Origin of the sequence: Actinoplanes sp. M2I2 (assembly GCF_023544445.1) — a bacterium.
Lineage (GTDB): Bacteria > Actinomycetota > Actinomycetes > Mycobacteriales > Micromonosporaceae > Actinoplanes.
This window is the reverse complement of record NZ_JALPVJ010000008.1, coordinates 384977-402455: the sequence shown is the minus strand read 5'-3', so window position 1 is coordinate 402455 and position 17479 is coordinate 384977. Positions and strand designations below refer to the sequence as shown.

Annotated in this window: 15 protein-coding genes, 1 pseudogene and 1 riboswitch; of the genes and pseudogenes, 7 read left to right on the top strand and 9 right to left on the bottom strand. The window is 70.7% G+C overall.

Features of this window, described 5'->3' with window-relative positions:
• The first annotated feature begins 105 nt into the window (after positions 1–105).
• Together HJC40_RS18905 and HJC40_RS45320 are read left to right on the top strand one after the other, a co-directional pair.
• Positions 106–1092 (top strand): LacI family DNA-binding transcriptional regulator, encoded by a 987-nt coding sequence (locus tag HJC40_RS18905; RefSeq protein WP_250002425.1) that lies wholly within the window; start codon positions 106–108, stop codon positions 1090–1092.
• A 166-nt stretch (positions 1093–1258) separates the two neighbouring features.
• Positions 1259–1615, top strand: a pseudogene (locus HJC40_RS45320) (DUF4143 domain-containing protein); the annotation flags it as partial.
• Positions 1616–1670: 55 nt separating this feature from the next.
• Here the strand turns inward: HJC40_RS45320 and HJC40_RS18890 are convergent.
• On the bottom strand, positions 1671–3902 hold the full coding sequence (locus HJC40_RS18890; protein ID WP_250002424.1) for a discoidin domain-containing protein: 2232 nt from the start codon (positions 3900–3902) through the stop codon (positions 1671–1673).
• Positions 3903–4277: 375 nt separating this feature from the next.
• Here HJC40_RS18890 and HJC40_RS18885 point away from each other — a divergent pair, with 375 nt between their 5' ends.
• Positions 4278–4781, top strand: a complete 504-nt coding sequence (locus HJC40_RS18885; protein WP_250002423.1) for a metallophosphoesterase — start codon at positions 4278–4280, stop codon at positions 4779–4781.
• A 38-nt stretch (positions 4782–4819) separates the two neighbouring features.
• Here the strand turns inward: HJC40_RS18885 and HJC40_RS18880 are convergent, their stop codons facing one another.
• From HJC40_RS18880 to HJC40_RS18860, 5 genes are all read right to left on the bottom strand, one after another.
• Positions 4820–7471, bottom strand: a complete 2652-nt coding sequence (locus tag HJC40_RS18880) for an AAA domain-containing protein (protein ID WP_250002422.1) — start codon at positions 7469–7471, stop codon at positions 4820–4822.
• A gap of 47 nt (positions 7472–7518) precedes the next feature.
• Positions 7519–7971, bottom strand: coding sequence for a hypothetical protein (locus HJC40_RS18875; RefSeq protein WP_250002421.1), 453 nt, complete (start codon positions 7969–7971; stop codon positions 7519–7521).
• 109 nt (positions 7972–8080) lie between these two features.
• Positions 8081–9169, bottom strand: coding sequence for a helix-turn-helix domain-containing protein (locus HJC40_RS18870; RefSeq protein WP_250002420.1), 1089 nt, complete (start codon positions 9167–9169; stop codon positions 8081–8083).
• A 61-nt stretch (positions 9170–9230) separates the two neighbouring features.
• Positions 9231–10322: a major royal jelly family protein gene (locus HJC40_RS18865; RefSeq protein ID WP_250002419.1), complete on the bottom strand. Its 1092-nt coding sequence runs from the start codon at positions 10320–10322 to the stop codon at positions 9231–9233.
• 85 nt (positions 10323–10407) lie between these two features.
• Entirely contained in the window at positions 10408–11832 is a 1425-nt protein-coding gene (locus HJC40_RS18860) for a glycine hydroxymethyltransferase (RefSeq protein ID WP_250002418.1), read from the bottom strand.
• An 18-nt stretch (positions 11833–11850) separates the two neighbouring features.
• Positions 11851–11941: riboswitch (ZMP/ZTP riboswitch) on the bottom strand.
• Between the two features lie 55 nt (positions 11942–11996).
• Between HJC40_RS18860 and HJC40_RS18855 the strand changes: the two genes are divergently transcribed.
• Positions 11997–12584: a cation:proton antiporter gene (locus tag HJC40_RS18855; protein WP_250002417.1), complete on the top strand. Its 588-nt coding sequence runs from the start codon at positions 11997–11999 to the stop codon at positions 12582–12584.
• On the top strand, positions 12523–12933 hold the full coding sequence (locus HJC40_RS18850) for a hypothetical protein (protein WP_250002416.1): 411 nt from the start codon (positions 12523–12525) through the stop codon (positions 12931–12933). Before HJC40_RS18855 ends, HJC40_RS18850 begins: the two co-directional genes overlap by 62 nt.
• On the opposite strand, the gene HJC40_RS18845 is transcribed toward HJC40_RS18850, so the two are convergent.
• Positions 12930–13841 (bottom strand): NAD(P)/FAD-dependent oxidoreductase, encoded by a 912-nt coding sequence (locus tag HJC40_RS18845; protein ID WP_250002415.1) that lies wholly within the window; start codon positions 13839–13841, stop codon positions 12930–12932. The genes HJC40_RS18850 and HJC40_RS18845 overlap by 4 nt on opposite strands.
• 79 nt (positions 13842–13920) lie before the next feature.
• Here HJC40_RS18845 and HJC40_RS18840 point away from each other — a divergent pair, with 79 nt between their 5' ends.
• Both HJC40_RS18840 and HJC40_RS18835 read left to right on the top strand, forming a co-directional pair.
• Positions 13921–14790, top strand: coding sequence for an AraC family transcriptional regulator (locus HJC40_RS18840; RefSeq protein WP_250002414.1), 870 nt, complete (start codon positions 13921–13923; stop codon positions 14788–14790).
• 104 nt (positions 14791–14894) lie between these two features.
• On the top strand, positions 14895–15758 hold the full coding sequence (locus HJC40_RS18835) for a 3,4-dioxygenase subunit beta (protein WP_250002413.1): 864 nt from the start codon (positions 14895–14897) through the stop codon (positions 15756–15758).
• A 194-nt stretch (positions 15759–15952) separates the two neighbouring features.
• Here the strand turns inward: HJC40_RS18835 and HJC40_RS18830 are convergent, their stop codons facing one another.
• Positions 15953–16645, bottom strand: a complete 693-nt coding sequence (locus HJC40_RS18830) for an NADPH-dependent F420 reductase (protein WP_250002412.1) — start codon at positions 16643–16645, stop codon at positions 15953–15955.
• Positions 16646–16670: 25 nt separating this feature from the next.
• Positions 16671–17357, bottom strand: a complete 687-nt coding sequence (locus tag HJC40_RS18825; RefSeq protein WP_250002411.1) for an SDR family NAD(P)-dependent oxidoreductase — start codon at positions 17355–17357, stop codon at positions 16671–16673.
• Between the last annotated feature and the right edge of the window lie 122 nt (positions 17358–17479).

Genomic DNA, 17479 nt, shown 5'->3' with positions numbered 1-17479 from the left:
TTGAGAGACAACGTTGTCTGGCAGTAGACGCTCGTAGTCACCGCGTGTCAACAATGGGTTTCCAAGATGTTGCATTGAGTGATCAACATCGACGGAGGTTGATGCATGACGCCTCAGCGGCCCACCATGAACGACGTCGCCCGCACCGCCGGGGTCAGTCTCAAGACGGTGTCGCGGGTGGTCAACGGAGAGACGACCGTGGCGCCCGACCTGGTCGCGAAGGTGCACGCCGCGGTCGAGTCCCTGGACTACCGGCCACACCTCGGCGCGAGCATGCTGCGCCGCAACGACCGTCGCACCCGGACGATCGGCGTGCTCCTCGACGACGTGTCCCACCCCTTCTCGGCCGCGCTGCACCGGGCCGTCGAGGACCAGGCCCGTGCCCGCGGCATCCACGTGCTCACCGGCAGCCTCGACCAGGATCCGGTACGGGAACACGCGCTCGCCGAGGCCTTGGCGGAGCGCCAGACGGACGGCCTGATCCTCGCTCCGACCGGCGGCGACCTGGGACACCTCCGGGCGTACGCGGGCATGCCGGTCGTCTTCGTCGATCGCGTCCCGGCCGGGATCAGGGGCGATTCCGTGGTCTCGACCAACGTCTCCGGGGCGGCCGGCGGCGTACGCCACCTGATCGCCCAGGGCCACCGGCGCATCGGCTACCTGGGTGGCCGCCGGCTGCTGTCCACCACCCGCGAACGTCATCGCGGCTACCTGCGCGCGCTCGGCCGCACCCCCGGCCCGGCGGTGCACGATCTGCACGATCCGACCGACGCCGAGAGGGCCGCCGTCGGTCTGCTGCGCGGCCCGAATCCGCCGACGGCTCTGTTCACCACGCAGAGCATGGTCACCATCGGGGCCGTCCGGGCCCTGCGCCGCCTCGGCCGCGAACACTCGGTGGCCCTCGTCGGCTTTGACGACTTCCCCCTGGCCGACCTGCTCGACCCGCCGGTGACCGTGATCGCCCAGGACCCGGTCCGGATGGGCCGCACCGCCGCCGCGGCCCTTTTCGAGCGCATCGACGGCTACGCCGGCCCACCCCGCGAGATCAGAATCCCCACGACCCTGATCCCGCGAGGTTCCGGGGAGCTGTGACCTCCGAAGCAGCGACTCCCCCGACGCCACGCCCGATCGTCTTCAGCCAGTCCGCAGATGTCAGGCGCACCCGCCCGCAAATCGAAAGAACCGAAGCCCGCAAATCGAAAGTCGGTAGGCCCGCAAATCGAAAGCGTCACCCCTCGCAGATCGAAAGTTTGCTGGACTACTGAGACCGGGAGCGCCGTTCGGACCCCTGCTCGAGTCGTTCGTGATCTCCGAACTGGCTCGTCAGCTCACGTGGTCGAGGCAGCGGGCCGACTTGTCCCACTACCGAGATCGAGACCGATACGAGGTCGACGCCGTACGGGAAAGCCGATCCGGGCAAGTCGTCGGGATCGAGGTGAAGGCCGCCTCGACGGTGCGAGCGGACGACTTCCGCGGACTACGCCGGTTGAGCGATCGCCTCGGAGAGGACTTCATCGCCGGGATCGTCCTGTATACCGGCACGTCGACGCTGCCGTTCGGTCCCAAACTTCGGGCCATGCCGGTCAGTTCCTTGTGGCAGGTGGCCGCGCCGTGAAAAGGGCGACGCCGCGGGACAGGCCCGCGGCGTCGCGTCGTTCAGGAAGGATCGGTCACGGGAAGTTGGTCACTGTGGACGGTACGACGTTGCTGGCCTGAGCCGGAGCGCCGATGTTGTTGACCACGTGGTCGATCGTGCCCGAGGCCAGTGAGATCGTGAAGATGTTGTGGAACTTCACGCCGCCGTGGGTCGGGGCCTGGAAACCGTTGGCCGAGTGCACCGCCGGGTTGTCCTGGAAGAAGGCGTAGCTGCCCATCGCCCACGCCTCGTGGGTCTGCACGCTGTCGGCCACCTTGTAGGCCGGGTAGCCGAGGACGCCGTCGCTGCGCCACGCGGCGTTGGACGGCGGGTCGTACGGCTGCTCGTTCTGCAGGAAGTAGGTGCGGCCGCCGTTGCCGTTCCAGAGGACCTCGGTCTTCTGGTAGTGCTCGACGAACAGGCCGTACGCGGTCACGTTGTTGCCGTTGACGATCAGGCCGCTGTCGGCCGTGTTGATCGTCCAGCCGTAGGTGCCGGCGTTGCCGTGGTCGGCCCGCCAGGCCCAGATGTGGTCGATGATCACGTTGTTGCTGTTGACGAGCAGGCTGTTCGTGGCCTTGCCGGCGATGTAGCCGCCGATCCGGAAGAACACGTCCTGGACCGTCGACGGGTTGCCGGCGTGGTTGGCCGCCGAGCCGTTGGGGCCCATGACCAGCAGGTTGGGCGAGTTGGTGGTGCCCGCGTCGAAGAGCAGGCCGGCGAGCTTCACCCCGTCCACGTCGGCCACCTGCATGGCGGTGACGCCGTTGTCCGGGATGATCGTGGCGTAGCCGAGGCCGAGGACCACGGTGTTCGCCCGGTTCACGTTGATCGTCTGGTTGATGTGGTAGATGCCGGGCTGGAAGATCAGGTTGAGGCCCTGGGCCAGCGCCTGGTTGATCCGCGCGGCGCTGTCACCGGGCTTGGCCACGTAGAACTGGCTGAGCGGGATGCTCGTACCCGGGGTGTTGCCGTTGAGCCAGGTCGCGCCGGTCACGTTGGTCTGCAGGCTGGGCACGAAGACCGCGTAGTCGCCACCGGTCTGGTAGAGGTACGGCTTCTCCCGGATCACCGGGGTGTTCGGGATGACCGTGTACGGCGGGGTCGGGTAGCTGGCCGCCGGGGCGCCCTGCACACCGACGAACGTCTGGTTCCACACCGCGTTGCTGTTCGAGCCGATCGTGCTGTTGCGGGTGAACCACTGCTGCTGCGAGTACTGGCCCTCGGTGCCGGTGATCCGGGAGTCCGAGATGTAGCCGCCGGACGCCCAGCCGTACCCGTTGGGGGCCAGGTTCAGATCGCCGTGGATGTCCATGCGGCGGAACGGGGCGGCCTGCGAGACGGCCCAGCGGTTGGCCCCGTTCACCGGGTAGACCGACACGTTCTCGGTGCTGCGCCAGAAGTTCTGGGTGGCGTTGCCCTGGAACCAGCCGGCGTCGACGGTGATGTCACCGTTGATCCGTACGTCCTGCGGGTTCTGCCCGAGGCCGACGACCGAGGTGTAGAAGCCGACCTGGATGTTCAGGCCGTTGTAGGTGCCCGGCTTGAACGCCAGCACGTAGCGCCCGGTGCCGAACTGCGCCTTCTCCTGCTGCTGGAAGATCTGGTCGGCCCGCGCCTGGATGCTCGCGCTGGACATCGACGGGTCGAAGACCACCACGTTGGCGCCGAGGCTGCCACCGGCGGGGACGGGATCCCCGGTGGGCGGCGGCGTGGTCGGCGGCGGAGTGGTGGGCGGAGTGGTCGTGGTGCCGCCGTAGACCTTGAACTCCCAGAGCGAGTAGCCGTAGCCGGTGGTGCGCTGGGTGCCGTACATCCGCACGTAGCGCCCGGTGCCGTTGACCGTGAGGGACTGGTTGCCCCCGGCCGACGTGGTGGTCGAGTAGATGCTGGTCCAGCTGCTCGCGTTGTCCGAGACCTGGATCTGGAACGCCTTGGCCGCGGCGGTCTCCCAGTTGAGCTCGACGCGATTGATCGCCTGCGAGCTGCCCAGGTCGACCTGCAGCCACTGCGGGTCGCTGAACGCCGAGGCCCAGCGGGTGCCGGCGTTGCCGTCGACGGCTTCGGCCGCGGCGTAGGCGCCGGCGGCCTCGGTGGACGACGCCGTGGCCGGCTTGCCCTGGGACAGCAGAGTTTCCGCGGCGCTGGCGCCGACGGCGGTGGCAGCGGCGTAACCCGCGACGACGGTGGCGACCAGGCCGCTGATCGCGGCGAGGCGCCAGGGGGAGCGTCTCCGCTCGGGTGCGGAGGAGACGGGGATGGTCATTGCTTCTCCTTGGGCGGGGATGCGCAAGGGGGACTCTTGCGCCCTAGGGAAGACCGATCTCTCCTCGCAGCGAGGGAGAGCGCTCCCCCGGGACCGACGCTAAGGATGCGTTCATCAGCTGTCCATAGATGAACACGGTTCCGGAACTTCGAAGGACTTGCGGTTGTCACAAAGCTCCGGCCCGGCGTGTTGCCCGTTCGGGCATAAGACCTGGTCGATGCTGTACGACCATCGTCGGCACCGCCGAGGCGGAGCCCGATAACACCGATCTCGGAACCGGTTCCGGCGCAGTTCAGCACAAACGGCATGCCCGGCAATTCGGTCGATCTTGGTCCGGAGAGCGCTTCCCGAAAGATTGTTTCCTATCCTGGACCGATGCGGCTGGTCCTCACGAGCGACACCCACCTGCCCAAGCGCGCCCGTGATCTGCCACCGCCACTGTGGGCGGCGATCGACGCCGCCGACGTCGTGGTGCACGCCGGGGACTGGGTGGACGAGGCCGCGCTGGACGCCTTCGAGGCACGGTCGCGGCGGCTGATCGCGTGCTACGGCAACAACGACGGGGCGGCGCTGCGGGCCCGTCTTCCCGAGATCGCGTACGCCGAACTGGACGGGCTGCGACTGGCGGTGGTGCACGAGACCGGGGCGTCCACCGGTCGCACCGAGCGGTGCGCGGCCCGCTTCCCCGATGCCGACCTGCTCGTCTTCGGGCACTCGCACATCCCCTGGGACACGACGGCGGCCTCGGGTCTGCGGCTGCTCAACCCCGGGTCACCGACCGACCGGCGCCGGCAGCCGTTCGCCACCTATCAGACGGCCGTCGTCGAGTCGGGCAAGCTGACCGAGGTGACGCTGCACGAGCTGCCCCGGCGCACCTGAAGCGGGTCGCCGTCCGGCCGGCGGCGTGGCCACGCGCCCTAGGTTCGGCCACGTCCCAGGTCGCTCGCCAGTTCCAGGGCCGCCCGTCGCGGGTCGCCGGACCACCGGCTGGCGAAGCCGTCACGCAGGCGCCAGCCCTTCTGGGTGAGGGCCCGCTGCCGGGCCAGGTGCGCCTCCGGGCCGTCCGGGTGCGGTCCGCACAGGACGCCGACCGCGTTGCCGGGCGGGCCGATGCAGAGGTCGATTGTCCAGCGGCCCACCGCGTACCCGGGCCGGACCTCCACGTCGAGCCGGCTCAGCTCGGCCGCGAGCTCGGCCGCCCAGCCGGTCGGCGGCTTCTCGCCGGACATCCCGGGCGGCGCGTCGGCGTACCGGAAGAAGTCGCCGATCAATCCGTCGGCCTGGTCGAGGGTGGTCACCACGACGAGCCGCCGCCGCGCCCGGGTGACCATGACGGTGAACAGGTTGGGGTCGGCGACGAAGCGGCGGCGGGCCGGCGGGTCCCCCGGCAGCAGCCCCAGCGAGACGATGACGACGTCGGCCTCGCTGCCCTGGAACGCGTGCACCGTGCCGGTGCGCAGCCCGAGCTCCTCGATCCGCTCCACCGGGTAGGCCTCGACCAGCGCGGCCTCGAGCGCGTCGGCCTGCGGGCGGAACGGTGTGATCACGCCGATCCCCAGGGTGCCGGCCGCGGCCTCCTCCTCGACGATCTTGAGGACGGCCGGGAGCTCGTCGGCCACCCGCACGATGTCGATCGCGTCGGCCCGCTCCGTGGCCGGCGTCCGGGTGAGGACCTCGATCCGATCGCCGTAGAAGCGCCCGGCCGCGAACCCGATGAGGTGCGGCACGCTGCGGTGATGCTCGGCCAGCCAGGTCGCCGGCGCGGCCCCGGCGGCCAGGTCGTACGCGCTCACCCGGCGCACGTCGAGCCGCTCGTCGGCCCCGTGCCGGCGCAGCACCTCGGCGACGTCGACGTCGCTCACGAACGAGACGAACCGCAACTGCCGCGGATCGCCGACGACCATCGCCCGGCACGCCCGGGCCAGCACCGGCGCCGCCCGCACCTGGTCCACATGGGACGCCTCGTCGAGCACGACGAGGTCGAACAGGCCGGGCATGGCCGGCAACAGATCCTCGACGTCGGCCACCGTGCCGATCCAGAGCGGGAGAGCGCGTACCAAGGGCTCGGCCCGCAGACCGGCGAGCAGCTCGCGACGACGGTTGCGGCCGGCTCGCAACGCGGTGGCCAGGTCGGCTGCACCCCGCCGGGCTGCGCGGTCCCACCGCTCACGGCTGCGGGCGGCCCGCCGCATGGCCGCGCCGACGGCCGCCGCCAGCTTCTCCTCGGCGTCGTCGAGCGCCCGCCACTGCGACTCCAGGTCGGTGCCGCCGGTCGCGGCCAGACGGGCCGCGGCCCGCTGCGCGGTCGCCGCCGCGAAGGCATCGGTCACCCTTTCCGGCGGTACGCCTTTGCGCACGCCCAGCCGTCGCCGGGCCCACCACCCCAGCCGGGCCGGCCGGGCCCGTCCGGTGAAGGCACCCGGCACGTCCGCGGCCAGCGCGGTGAGGCGAGGTTGCCACTCGGGCAGCTCGGCCGCCCGATCCTCGAGGTCGAGCGCGGCGGTCAGCCCGGCGCGGATGTCCCGTACGGCGTCGTGCGCCCGCCGGACGGCCTCGGCGTCCGCCCGCAGGTCGTCGTCGGACGCGCCCTCGTCCAGCCCCGCCGTCAGGTCGGCGGCCAGGCTCTCGCGGCGGCCGGCGTCGCCGAAGAGCACCGGTACGGGCCCCGGATAGCGTTCCAGCAGCCGGGCCAGCACCTCGGCCGCGTGCGGCGACTGCGTCGCGACCAGCACCGACCCGCCCCGGTGCACGACCTCGAGGGCCGCCGCGACGACGGTGTGGCTCTTCCCGTTGCCCGGCGGACCCGACACCACCGTGATCGGCGCGTCCCGGACCCGGGCGACCACCTCGGCCTGCGCCTGACTCAACGGCAAGGGCGACAGCACGGGCCCGCCCGGCGCACCGCGGCGCCCGGCTTTCCCGCTCCCCTCGTCCCGGGAGTCGTAGAGCGCGGCCAGGGCGGTGCCCGACAGATCCCGCGCGGCCCAGCTGCGCAGGCTGTCCGCGAGCCCCGCGCCGAAGACATCGCGGACCACGAAGAGCGCGGCCTCCGGCACGAGAACGACCCGGTCACCCGGCGACCGCCGGTCGCTCGCCACCGCGTCCACCGGCAACCCGGTCGCCTGCGCCGCCGACCACAACCAGGCCCGGCTGCCGGTGGCCTCGAGCCACCCGGGCCCGGCCAGACCCGGCGCCGCCTCCAGCGCGGCGGCCAGCCCCCGATCCTCGATCAGCGGCGTGATCTCGACGTCCCCGGCCGGCACGACCCGATAGCCCAGCAGCCCGCGCTCGAGCTGCACCGGCTGGCTGAGCAGCGGCACCCGGATCTTGCGCTGCTTCCCGTCGATCTCGGTGCGCCCGGCCAGAAAGCCCCAGCCCCGGCGCAACGGCCGCTCCTCGCGGTGCAACGCCCCGATCGCCGCGAGCCGGTCGACCTCTTTCCGCCGCGGCGCCCGCTCGGCGTCCGCCAGCCACACGACCGGCTGCCCACCGCGCCCCACGTCCAGCACCCGGTCACCACCGGCCGGGGCAAGCTCGGCGAGCACAGCAAGAACGGACGACGGCACCATCGAGCCGACGCTACCGGTCACCCCGACCGACCCCGACGACGGCCAACTCAGCCGTGGTCAACCGGAGTCATCAACCCATGCTCCGTCGCATAGGCGGGAAACTCTCTACCGGTGCAGGGCAGGCGAGCACCGGTCGTTCGCAGCGCGTCGACAATGCTTCCCGCTCCGATGCGAGTCAGCTTGCCGTTCCGGCAACCTTGGGCCAGATGCCAGATGGTTCCGTGGACCTTTGCCCCATGATGACGCGCAACAACTGTGGCATCACGATCGTCGGTGATGGCGATACCGGCGCGTAGCTCCGCGGCGGCCAGGACGCTGGCTTCACCGAGGTCTCTTTCCCGGGAACCGATCAGACCTGCCCACTTCACGAAACAGCGGAGTTCGTCGAGTGCTTCCAGGTTGGCGATCTGTAACCACTCGAGCTCCAGGGCGTCGGCCAGCAGCGGATAGGCACCGACGCCTTGGCGCAGCTCGGCCAGGACACAGTCGTGGTCCAGCATTCCCGCCCGAGCAGAAGATCACGCAGGACGTCGAGCCGCTCCGCGCGCGCGAAGTGCGCGAGGCACATGGTGTCGAAGCAGTAGGGCTCGGAAGCTTTCTCGACCACCCTCAGGGCTCCAGATCGACTTCTGCGTTGTCGGGCAGGTCGCCGTCCGTTATCTGCCCGTGCATGAGTTCCACGCAGCGCCGCCGGGTGATGAGTCCACGCCGCCATGCCCGCATGACGGCGTTGGCCACCGCTGGGGAGACGCGAACCGATCCCAGGTCGGCTTGGGGCACCCAGCCGAGAGCGTCCAGGAATTCGGCCTTCGTCGGATTCGGCCACGTCCACGCCCTGGGCAGTGGGCCCACGCCGGCCACGGCGGCCTGCTTGAGAGTCAACGACCATGAAGTGCGGTAACGCGCCGCGATCTCCAGGAGCCGCTCGCGCGAAAGAGATTCCGCGCTCTCCTCCGTGAGGAAAACCGAGGAAGGCAGAAGCAGTTCGGCGGCAAACGTATCGATCAGCGCTTCCCGGCCTGCGCGTGACGCGTGCACACCGAGGTCGCTCGAGTATTCGTCACCGAGCACGAGATGACCGAGCTCGTGCGCGGCGGTCGCCCGTCGCCGGCCCGGGTCTCCCTTCAAACTGACGACGGCCGCGCCCAGTTCACCGTCGAGGGCAGAAGCGCCGTCACCGTCCAGTTCGGTCACCAGCACGAATTGGCCGGCTCGCTCGCAGAGGCTCAGCATGCTGTCCACGGGTTCGACGCCCAGCCGCAGCTCGTCACGCACCCACGCGGCAGCCACCCGGGCAGCCTGTCCGTCGTCGACGGGCGACGGATACGTCAAGGCCGGGCGCGCCTCGAGCATGCCCAGTTCGATGAGCTGCCGCAGTTCCCGCATCCAGCTCTCGAGCGCCAGTCCAAGCATGTTCGACTCGCGGCCGGCCCGGGTCTCGACGTCGTCGGTCAGCGCAACCGTGCGACGTGACAGCACGAGCGGTTGACTCTCGAGAAAGTGTGCCATCGGCACCTTGAGCACTGTGGAGAGCCGGGACAGCTCGAGCGCGTCGACCCGGCGGGTGCCGGCCTCGATCTTGGCGACCATGGTCCGATCGAGGCCCATGGCCTCGGCCAGCTCGGCCTGAGACATGCCGAGACCCGCGCGGGTCAGTTGGACCCGCTCGCCGATGTCGCTCCAGTCTCGCCCCGCCATGGTGCGATAATCGCACATCGCACATCGCCCCGAGCCGGGGTGGATCTTCCGTTTTCCGCCACTACCGCAGGTTGACCGGGCCGGCGTCGATCGGGACTCGGAACAGGGAGTACGGGTACTGGCGGCGGTCCTCGTCCTGCTGGTATTTGGCCTGGCGGTGCAGCTGGTTGGACGTCACGTAGAGGTAGCCGTCGGCCACCGACATGGTGTCGGGCCAGAGCAGGCGCGGGTCGTGGACCAGCGTCTCGACCGTGCCGTCGGGCAGGCGGCGCAGGACGGCGTTGTGTTCCCAGTCGGTCATGTAGAAACGGCCGCGGTCGTCGGTCTCCAGCCCGTCCGAGGCGCCGCCCTTGTCGCCCTCGTCCTTGACCGTGGCCGCCACGTCGGCGTCGCTCAGACCCCGGTCGAACAGGGCCTCGGCCGACACGCTGTGCCAGCGGCGGGAGATCAGCGGGCAGTAGAGGATGCGGGAGCCATCGGCGGCGATCGCGATGCCGTCGGCGCCCATGGTCACCGGCTGCGGCGGGCCGTCCTTGGGGCGTTCGAAGAAGGGCTTGCCCTCGACCATGGGGATCATGTCGGCCGGGGGCACGGCCTTGGTCGAGGGGTGGTCGTGGAGGCGCCGCCACGATTCGCCGGTGTGCAGGTCGACCACGATCAGGCCGTTGGGGCCCTGGTCGGACGAGTCGGTGATGAAGGCGGCGTTGCGGCGCAGGTCGAAGCGCACGTCGTTGAGGTAGGTCGTCGGCAGCGCCACGTCCTGGTCGAAGACGATGGTCCGGACGACCTGGTCGGTCTCCAGGTCCACGCAGACGAGCTTGGGGCCGCCGTGCTGGGTCGGCTGGAACAGCGGGCTGCCGGTGTCGAGGATCCACAGGCGGTCGGCCGGGTCCACGACGATGCTCTGGACCGAGACCAGCGCGTTGGGGTCGGCGTCGCTCGACGGGGTGTTCCAGTCGAGGTCGGGGTAGGGCACCACCTCGCCGTCCCGGATCTCCGCGACCGTGTGGCGGACGTCGTCGCCCCACTTGGGGAAGTTGACGAAGACGCGACCGGTCCGGGAGACGGACACGCCGGTGGGCATGGGCCCGTCGTCGAAGGTGTGAACGGTCTCGAGGGTGCCGGAAGGGGTGTCCTGCGGTTGGTTGCTCACGCCGGGCGGATACCCCGCCCGAACAGGTCGTAACGGGCTGGAGACCGGGTGGGCGAGTGCGCCGCCCACCCGGCTCCGGGACGTGTCAGCCGAGGTCGACCTGGGGGTAGAGCGGGAAGCCGGCCAGCAGCTCGTGGGCCTGCTTGTGGACGCGGTCGGACACCGCCGGGTCCAGGTGGAACTTCGCCTTGGAGCCCTCGGCGGGGGTCGTCCCGGAGAGCACGGTGTGGATCAGCTCGGCGATCTGGTCCATCTCGGCGGTGCCGAGGCCGCGGCTGGTCAGCGCCGGGGTGCCGACCCGGATGCCCGAGGTGTACCAGGCGCCGTTCGGGTCGTTCGGGACGGCGTTGCGGTTGGTCACCACGCCGCTGTCGAGCAGCGCCTGCTCGGCCTGGCGGCCGGTCAGACCGAACGGGTGCACGTCGATCAGCACCAGGTGGTTGTCGGTGCCGCCGCTGACCAACTGGACGCCCCGCTTGCTCAGGCCCTCGGCGAGCGCCTGGCTGTTGGTCACGATCTGCTGGGCGTACGTCTGGAACTCGGGGCGACGGGCCTCGGCGAACGCGATGGCCTTGGCCGCCATGACGTGGGCGAGCGGGCCGCCGAGCACCATCGGGCAGCCGCGGTCGACCTGGTCGGCCAGCTCGGGCTGGGCGAACACCGCACCGCCGCGGGGGCCCCGCAGGCTCTTGTGGGTGGTGGTGGTGACGATGTGCGCGTGCTCGATCGGGTTGAAGTCGCCGGTGAAGACCTTGCCCGCGACCAGCCCGGCGAAGTGCGCCATGTCGACCATGAAGGTCGCGCCCACCTCGTCGGCGATCTCGCGCAGCGTCGCGAAGTTCACCTTCCGGGGGTACGCCGAGTAGCCGCCCACGATGATCAGCGGCTTGAACTCACGGGCCGTCTCACGCAGCGCCGTGTAGTCGATCTGGCCGGTGCCCGGGTCGACGCCATAGCTGCGCTGGTCGAACATCTTGCCGGAGATGTTGGGCCGGAAGCCGTGGGTGAGGTGGCCGCCGGCGTCGAGGCTCATGCCGAGCATGCGCTGGTTGCCGAACGCCTGCCGCAGCTCGGCCCACTCGGCGTCGCTCAGGTCGTTCACCTGGCGCTTCTCGAACTTCTTGAGGTGCGGCACCTCGACCCGGTCGGCCAGGATGGCCCAGTACGCGACCAGGTTGGCGTCGATGCCGGAGTGCGGCTGCACGTACGCGTACGGCGCGCCGAACAGGGCCTTGGCGTGCTCGACGGCGACCGCCTCGACGGTGTCGACGTTCTGGCAGCCGGCGTAGAAGCGGCGGCCGATCGTGCCCTCCGCGTACTTGTCGGAGAGCCAGTTGCCCATCGCCAGCAGCACGGCCGGCGAGGCGTAGTTCTCACTGGCGATCAGCTTGAGCGACTCGCGCTGGTCGGTGAGCTCCTTGGCGATCGCGTCGGCGATGCGCGGCTCGACGGACCGGACGACCTCGAGGGCGGAGCGGAAAGCTGCGGATTCGGGATTCAGCTCGGGCATGGGACCTCCCTATCACGGCGAAGAGGCCCAGGCGCACGGCAGGTTCGTCATCAGACGAGGCCGCTCCCCGATGGTTCACCATCTTGACGCGCCAGTCACGGCCCGCCGACGAGCATACCGGGCGACTTCTCCCGGCAGAAACGATCGATCCATAAGGTGGGCGAGTGAACGGCGTACAGATCCTGCTCATCATCGGGGTGGGCATAGCCGTGTCGTCGCTCGCCCGTAGGCGTGGCGTCGAGCCCGGCATGATCATCGTCGTGCTGGCGGCCGGCGCGTCCTTCATCCCGGGCGTGCCCCGGCTCGAACTCGAGAGCGAGCTGATCCTGGCGATCGTCATCCCGCCGCTGCTCTACTCGGCCACGCGGGAGGCGTCGTTCGCGAGCTTCGGGGCCAACCTGCGGGCGATCTGGACGCTCGGGGTCGTGCTGGTGGTCCTCACCACCGGCGCGCTGGGGCTGCTCACGTCGTGGCTGCTGCCCTCGCTCGGGCTGGCCGCGGCGTTCGTGCTGGGCGCCGTGCTGGCCCCGCCCGACACGATCACCACGGTCTCGCACGGCGACGAGATCGGGCTGCCCCAGCGGGCGACCCCCTCTGCGGCAGGTACGGGATCGTCACCAGCAGCGTCGGGGCGCGGAGCCGCTGCCCGCGCCGACACACAAGGAGCGGCTGCTGGTCGGGTGGACCGGCATGCGCGGCATTCTGACCCTGGCCGCGGCCGCCTCGATCCCCGAGCACACGGCGTCAGGTGAGGAGTTCCCAGGCCGCGCCGCGATCCAGGCCATCGCCCTGTTCGTCACGCTCGGCACGCTGCTGCTGCAGGGTACGACGGTCGGTTGGCTGGCCCGCAAACTGAAGTTCGACCTGAGCGCCGAGCGGGCCCGGACCGAGGCCGAACGCGAGCGGGGACGTCAGATCGCCGCCGAGGCCGCGACCCGACCGGCCGCCGACGTCGACGCCGGTTTCGAGGCTCAGCGCCTCGCCCTCGGCAAGGCCGTTCGCCACCGCCACCTGAGCGAGGAGACCGCCCGCGAGCTGATCGAGGACGTCGACCTGCGCCAGGCGGCCCGCCACACCACGCCCTCCACCGGTCCGGTCTAATAGCCGGCGGCTGTGTGGACAGCGGCGCCCGCACCGGCCAGGTGGCCCGAGGCGACGGCGGCGGCCATCGACGGCGGGACCGCGGTGGCCGCGTCGCCCGCCGCGAACAGCCCGGGGATCCCTGTGCGGCCCATCGCGTCCACCGTGATCGCCTGCACGCTGAGCATCTCGTCGGGGGCGGTCAGCGTGGCGCCGAGGTCCCGCGCGAGCGTGGATCGCTGGTACAGCGTGCTCTTGACCAGCAGGGCGGTGACCGCGAGGTCGGCGCCATCGGTGAAGGCGACCGCCTGCAGCCCGGCGCCGGGCCCGATCAGCCCGGCGACCGGGCGTTGGTCCCAGCCGACACCTCCCACGGTGAGCAGTCCGCGCTGCTCGGCAGTCAGCTCGGCGCCGTTCGTCAGCAGGGTGATCCGGTCGCTCCAGGCACGGAGGTTCAAGGCGCCGTGGACGCCGACGGGACCGGCGGCGAGCACGCCCAGGGACTGGTCCCGCACCTCCCAGCCGTGACAGAACGGACAGTGGAACGCCGCAGAGCCCCACCGCTCGGCCAAACCGGGCACGTCGGGAAAGCGATAATCCATGCCCGGAGCGAGGACGACTGTGCGAGCCGTCTCCCGGCGGCCGTCGGCCAGGGTCACCGCGTAGGTGCTGTCGTCGTGCCGTGCCGCCCGGACGATGTCACCCGCCCACAGGTCGACCGACGGGTACGCGGCCACCTCCGCCCGGGCGGTGTCATAGAACTCGGAGGGCGGCCGGCGGTCGTACCCGAGCAGGCCGCCGAGGCCGGTGGCGACCAGGTTGCTGGGCCGGCCGGCGTCGACGAGCAGGGTCGACCGGCGGGCGCGGGCCAGCGTGAGGCCGGCGCTCAGGCCGGCTGCTCCGGCGCCGATCACGATGCAATCCTTCATGGCTCCAGGCAACCAGCCGGGCGGCCGGGCAGCCATGCTCGAACGCGGCACGACCATGTGCGTAGGTAGCATCGAGCCGGTGGATCAATTGAGTCAGGCGGTCTCCACACTGCGGGTGGGACGGGGAACGGTCCGGCGGTTCCGGCAGTCCGGCGCCTGGGGGCTGAGCTACTCCGGCCTGGTCGGGAGCGGTTTCCACGTCGTCCTGCGGGGCAGCGGCTGGCTGCTGTCGGCGGACGGGCCACCGGTGCCGCTCGTGCGCGGTGACGTCGTGCTGGTGACTGCGGGCGCGGACCACGGGCTCAGTGCCGAACCCCGGTCGATGCTCGGGCTGCCTCCCGTCCAGCTGGGCACCGCCCGGCCGGCGCCCGGCCCGGCCGACTTCGAATTCCTCTGCGGCGCCTATCGGCTGACGCGCGGCCACGTGCACCCGTACCTGGCCGCTCTCCCCGGCCTGATCGTGGTGAACGGCGCCGGTCGTACGGTCATCGATCTGCTCGACAAGTACGAGGAGGACGGCCCGGCCGCGGGACCCGGCGCCGATGCGGCCCGGCAGGCTGTGCTGGATCTTGTGCTGGTCGACGCCCTGACGCGGTGGCTGGAAGCGACGGATCGGCCACCGACCTCTGACCCGGCGATCACCGCGATCCTGGGCACCATCGACGGCAGCCCGGACACCCGGTGGAGCGTGCTGGATCTGAGCCGCGCGGCCGGCATGTCCCGAGCCACCTTCACGCGTCGCTTCACCTCGACGGTGGGACGGACTCCCCAGGCATACCTGAAGGCCCATCGCCTCGGCCGCGCCGCCCGGTTGCTTCACGAGACGGACGCCCCGCTGGCCACGATCGCCCGCCGCACCGGCTACGCCACGGAGTTCGCCCTGGCCGCCGCGTTCCGCCGGGAGTACGGCACAGCACCGGGCCGTTTCCGTCGCGCCCACCGCGCCTGAACGGGTTCCGGAGGCGAAGACTGACAGGCGATCCCCAGGGCGCCCACAAGGTGCGGACCTACGGTGGCCGCAACACCGTGCGGCACCAGGATGGGAGTACAGCGATGGTGCAGGACCGGAGACCGGCGTACGAGGGCCGGACGCTGCCCCGCCCGGACGAGGAGATCGTCGACCAGGGTCTCGGGTTCGACCTCGGCACCCTGCTGAGCCGGCGGCGGCTGCTGCGCGGCTTCGGGCTCGGGGCCGCCGCGCTGGGTCTGGCAGCCTGCGACAGTGCTCCGGACAGTGCGACGCCCACCGCCACGGCCACGTCGTCCGGCTCGTCGGGCGAGATCCCGGACGAGACCGCCGGGCCCTACCCCGGTGACGGGTCGAACGGCCCGGACGTGCTCGAGCAGAGCGGGGTGGTGCGCAGCGACATCCGGTCGAGTTTCGGCTCGGCGGGCGGGACAGCCGAGGGTGTCCCGATGACGTTGGAACTGACCATTCTCGACATGAAGGACAAACCGCTCACGGGTACGGCCGCCTACGTCTGGCATTGTGACCGCGCCGGGCAGTATTCGATGTATTCCGACGCCGTCCGGGACGAGAACTACCTGCGCGGCGTCCAGATCGCCGACGGCTCGGGCAAGGTGCGGTTCACGAGCATCTTCCCGGCCTGCTACCCGGGTCGCTGGCCGCACGTCCACTTCGAGGTCTACCCCGGCCGGGCCGACCTCACCGACGCCTCCAGGGTCGTCGCCACCTCACAGGTCGCGCTGCCCGGGGACACCTGCGAGGCGGTCTACGCCACTTCCGGGTACGAGTCGTCCGTGAGCGCCCTGAGCCGGGTCAGCCTCGACAGCGACAACGTCTTCCGCGAGGACTCGGCCGCGCTGCAACTCGGCACGGCCACGGGTGACGTGACGAAGGGGTACGCCGTCTCGCTGACCGTCAGAGTGGACACCAAGGCCACTCCGGCGACTTAGTTCCGTAACCAGTTTTACTTGCCTGTAACACATGCATCGACAAGACTGACTTTTGTCGGACGCACCCCGCCGCCGAATCCCCCACCGGATCACCTCGGCCCTTCCCCGGACCGATCCCGGCGCGGCGGCGAGGGTGCTGTCCCTTTCTCAGGCCGGGTACGCACGCCGGACACGCGCGATCAGGCGGACCCGCCCTACCGACGGTCGCGCTGGGCGCGCCGCAGGTTGCTGATGAGTTCCTCGCGGCTCTGCCCGTCGACGTGGTGGCGCCACATCGGCGTGCCCGGCCCGCTGCGCCACGATTCGCTCAGCGGGCTGTTGTCGACCGCGTCGAACCCGAGGTCGTCATAGAACCGGGTCACGAGCTCGACCGCTTCCGGGTGGTCGCTCGAGACGACCAGCGCCTTGCGGTCGGGCGCGCCGGCCGGCCGGGCCAGCCGGACGACGCCCGGCAGCAGATCCGCGGGACCACGGACCGGCGAGCGCTCGTGGAACTGGACGTGGGTGAAAGCCTTCGCCACCTTGGCGGCGGGCAGTTGCTCCTGCCGCAGCTCGTGAATCGTCCTGAGCCCGGAGTCGATCTCGGGATAGTTCCCGTCGCGCCAGGCCATGTAGTTGTTGGTGTCCAGAACGACCTTCCCCGCGAGCTCCTCGACGGGCAGCCGGTCGGCGGGCCGGTAGGGGAACGCGGTCACCACGAAATCGGCGTCCGCCGCCGCCTCCACGGCGTACGCGGCTCGCGCCCGCGGGCCCAGCTGGTCGACCAGGTCCTTCAGGGTCTCGGGCGCCCGTGAGTTGGCGATCACGACGTCGTAGCCGGCCGCGATCGACACCCGGGCCAGCGTGCGGCCGGCCTGGCCGGAACCGAGAATGCCGATCGTTGTCATGAACGGTCCCCGAAATCGGAGGTGGTCACCACGGCAGGTGGCCGGCCTCGTCCTGAAGGGTGCCGGTCGGGCCGGAAGCGTCGAGGGTAGCCAGGCGGACGACGACCCGGGCGCTCTCCTCGACCGGCCGTCCGATGCCGAAGGCGGCCGTCATGTCGGTGGCGGCGGTGCCGGGCTCGAGGGCGTTGAACTTGATCTCCGGGTGAGCTTTGGCGTACTGCACGGTGAGCATGGTGGCCGCCGCCTTGGACGCGGCATAGACCGCGAGCGGCATGTCGTGCTCGGGCCGGTCGGGGTTGGTCACCGCCCAGAAGGAGCCCATGCTGCTCGAGACGGTGACCACGGTGGGGTTCGAGGACTTACGAAGCAGGGGCAGCGCCGCCTCGGTCACCCGGATCATTCCCACCGCGTTGACGTCGAACGCCCGCAGGGCCGCCGGCCCGTTCACGGCCTCGGCCGCGAGGACACCGGCATTGTTCACCAGGACGTCGAGCCGGCCCTCGGCCGCGTCGATGGTGGCCAGCGCGTTGCTGACCGACGCGTCATCGGTCACGTCGAGCTGCACGAAGCGCGCGCCCAGCTCGGCCGCGGCCTTCTCGCCGCGTTCGGCGTCGCGGGCGCCGACGTACACGGTGTGACCCAGCTCCGTCAGCTGCTTGGCAGCCTCGAACCCGATGCCCTTGTTCGCTCCGGTGATCAGTGTGACGGTCATGAGTTCTCCTTCAGGAGCAGGACCGCTGAACTGCGGTTCCGAATTTTGTACCGATTGGTTGCCTCACGCTAACACATTTTTGTACTGATCGGTTAGAGGGCAGGTCATTTTTTGTACCGAGC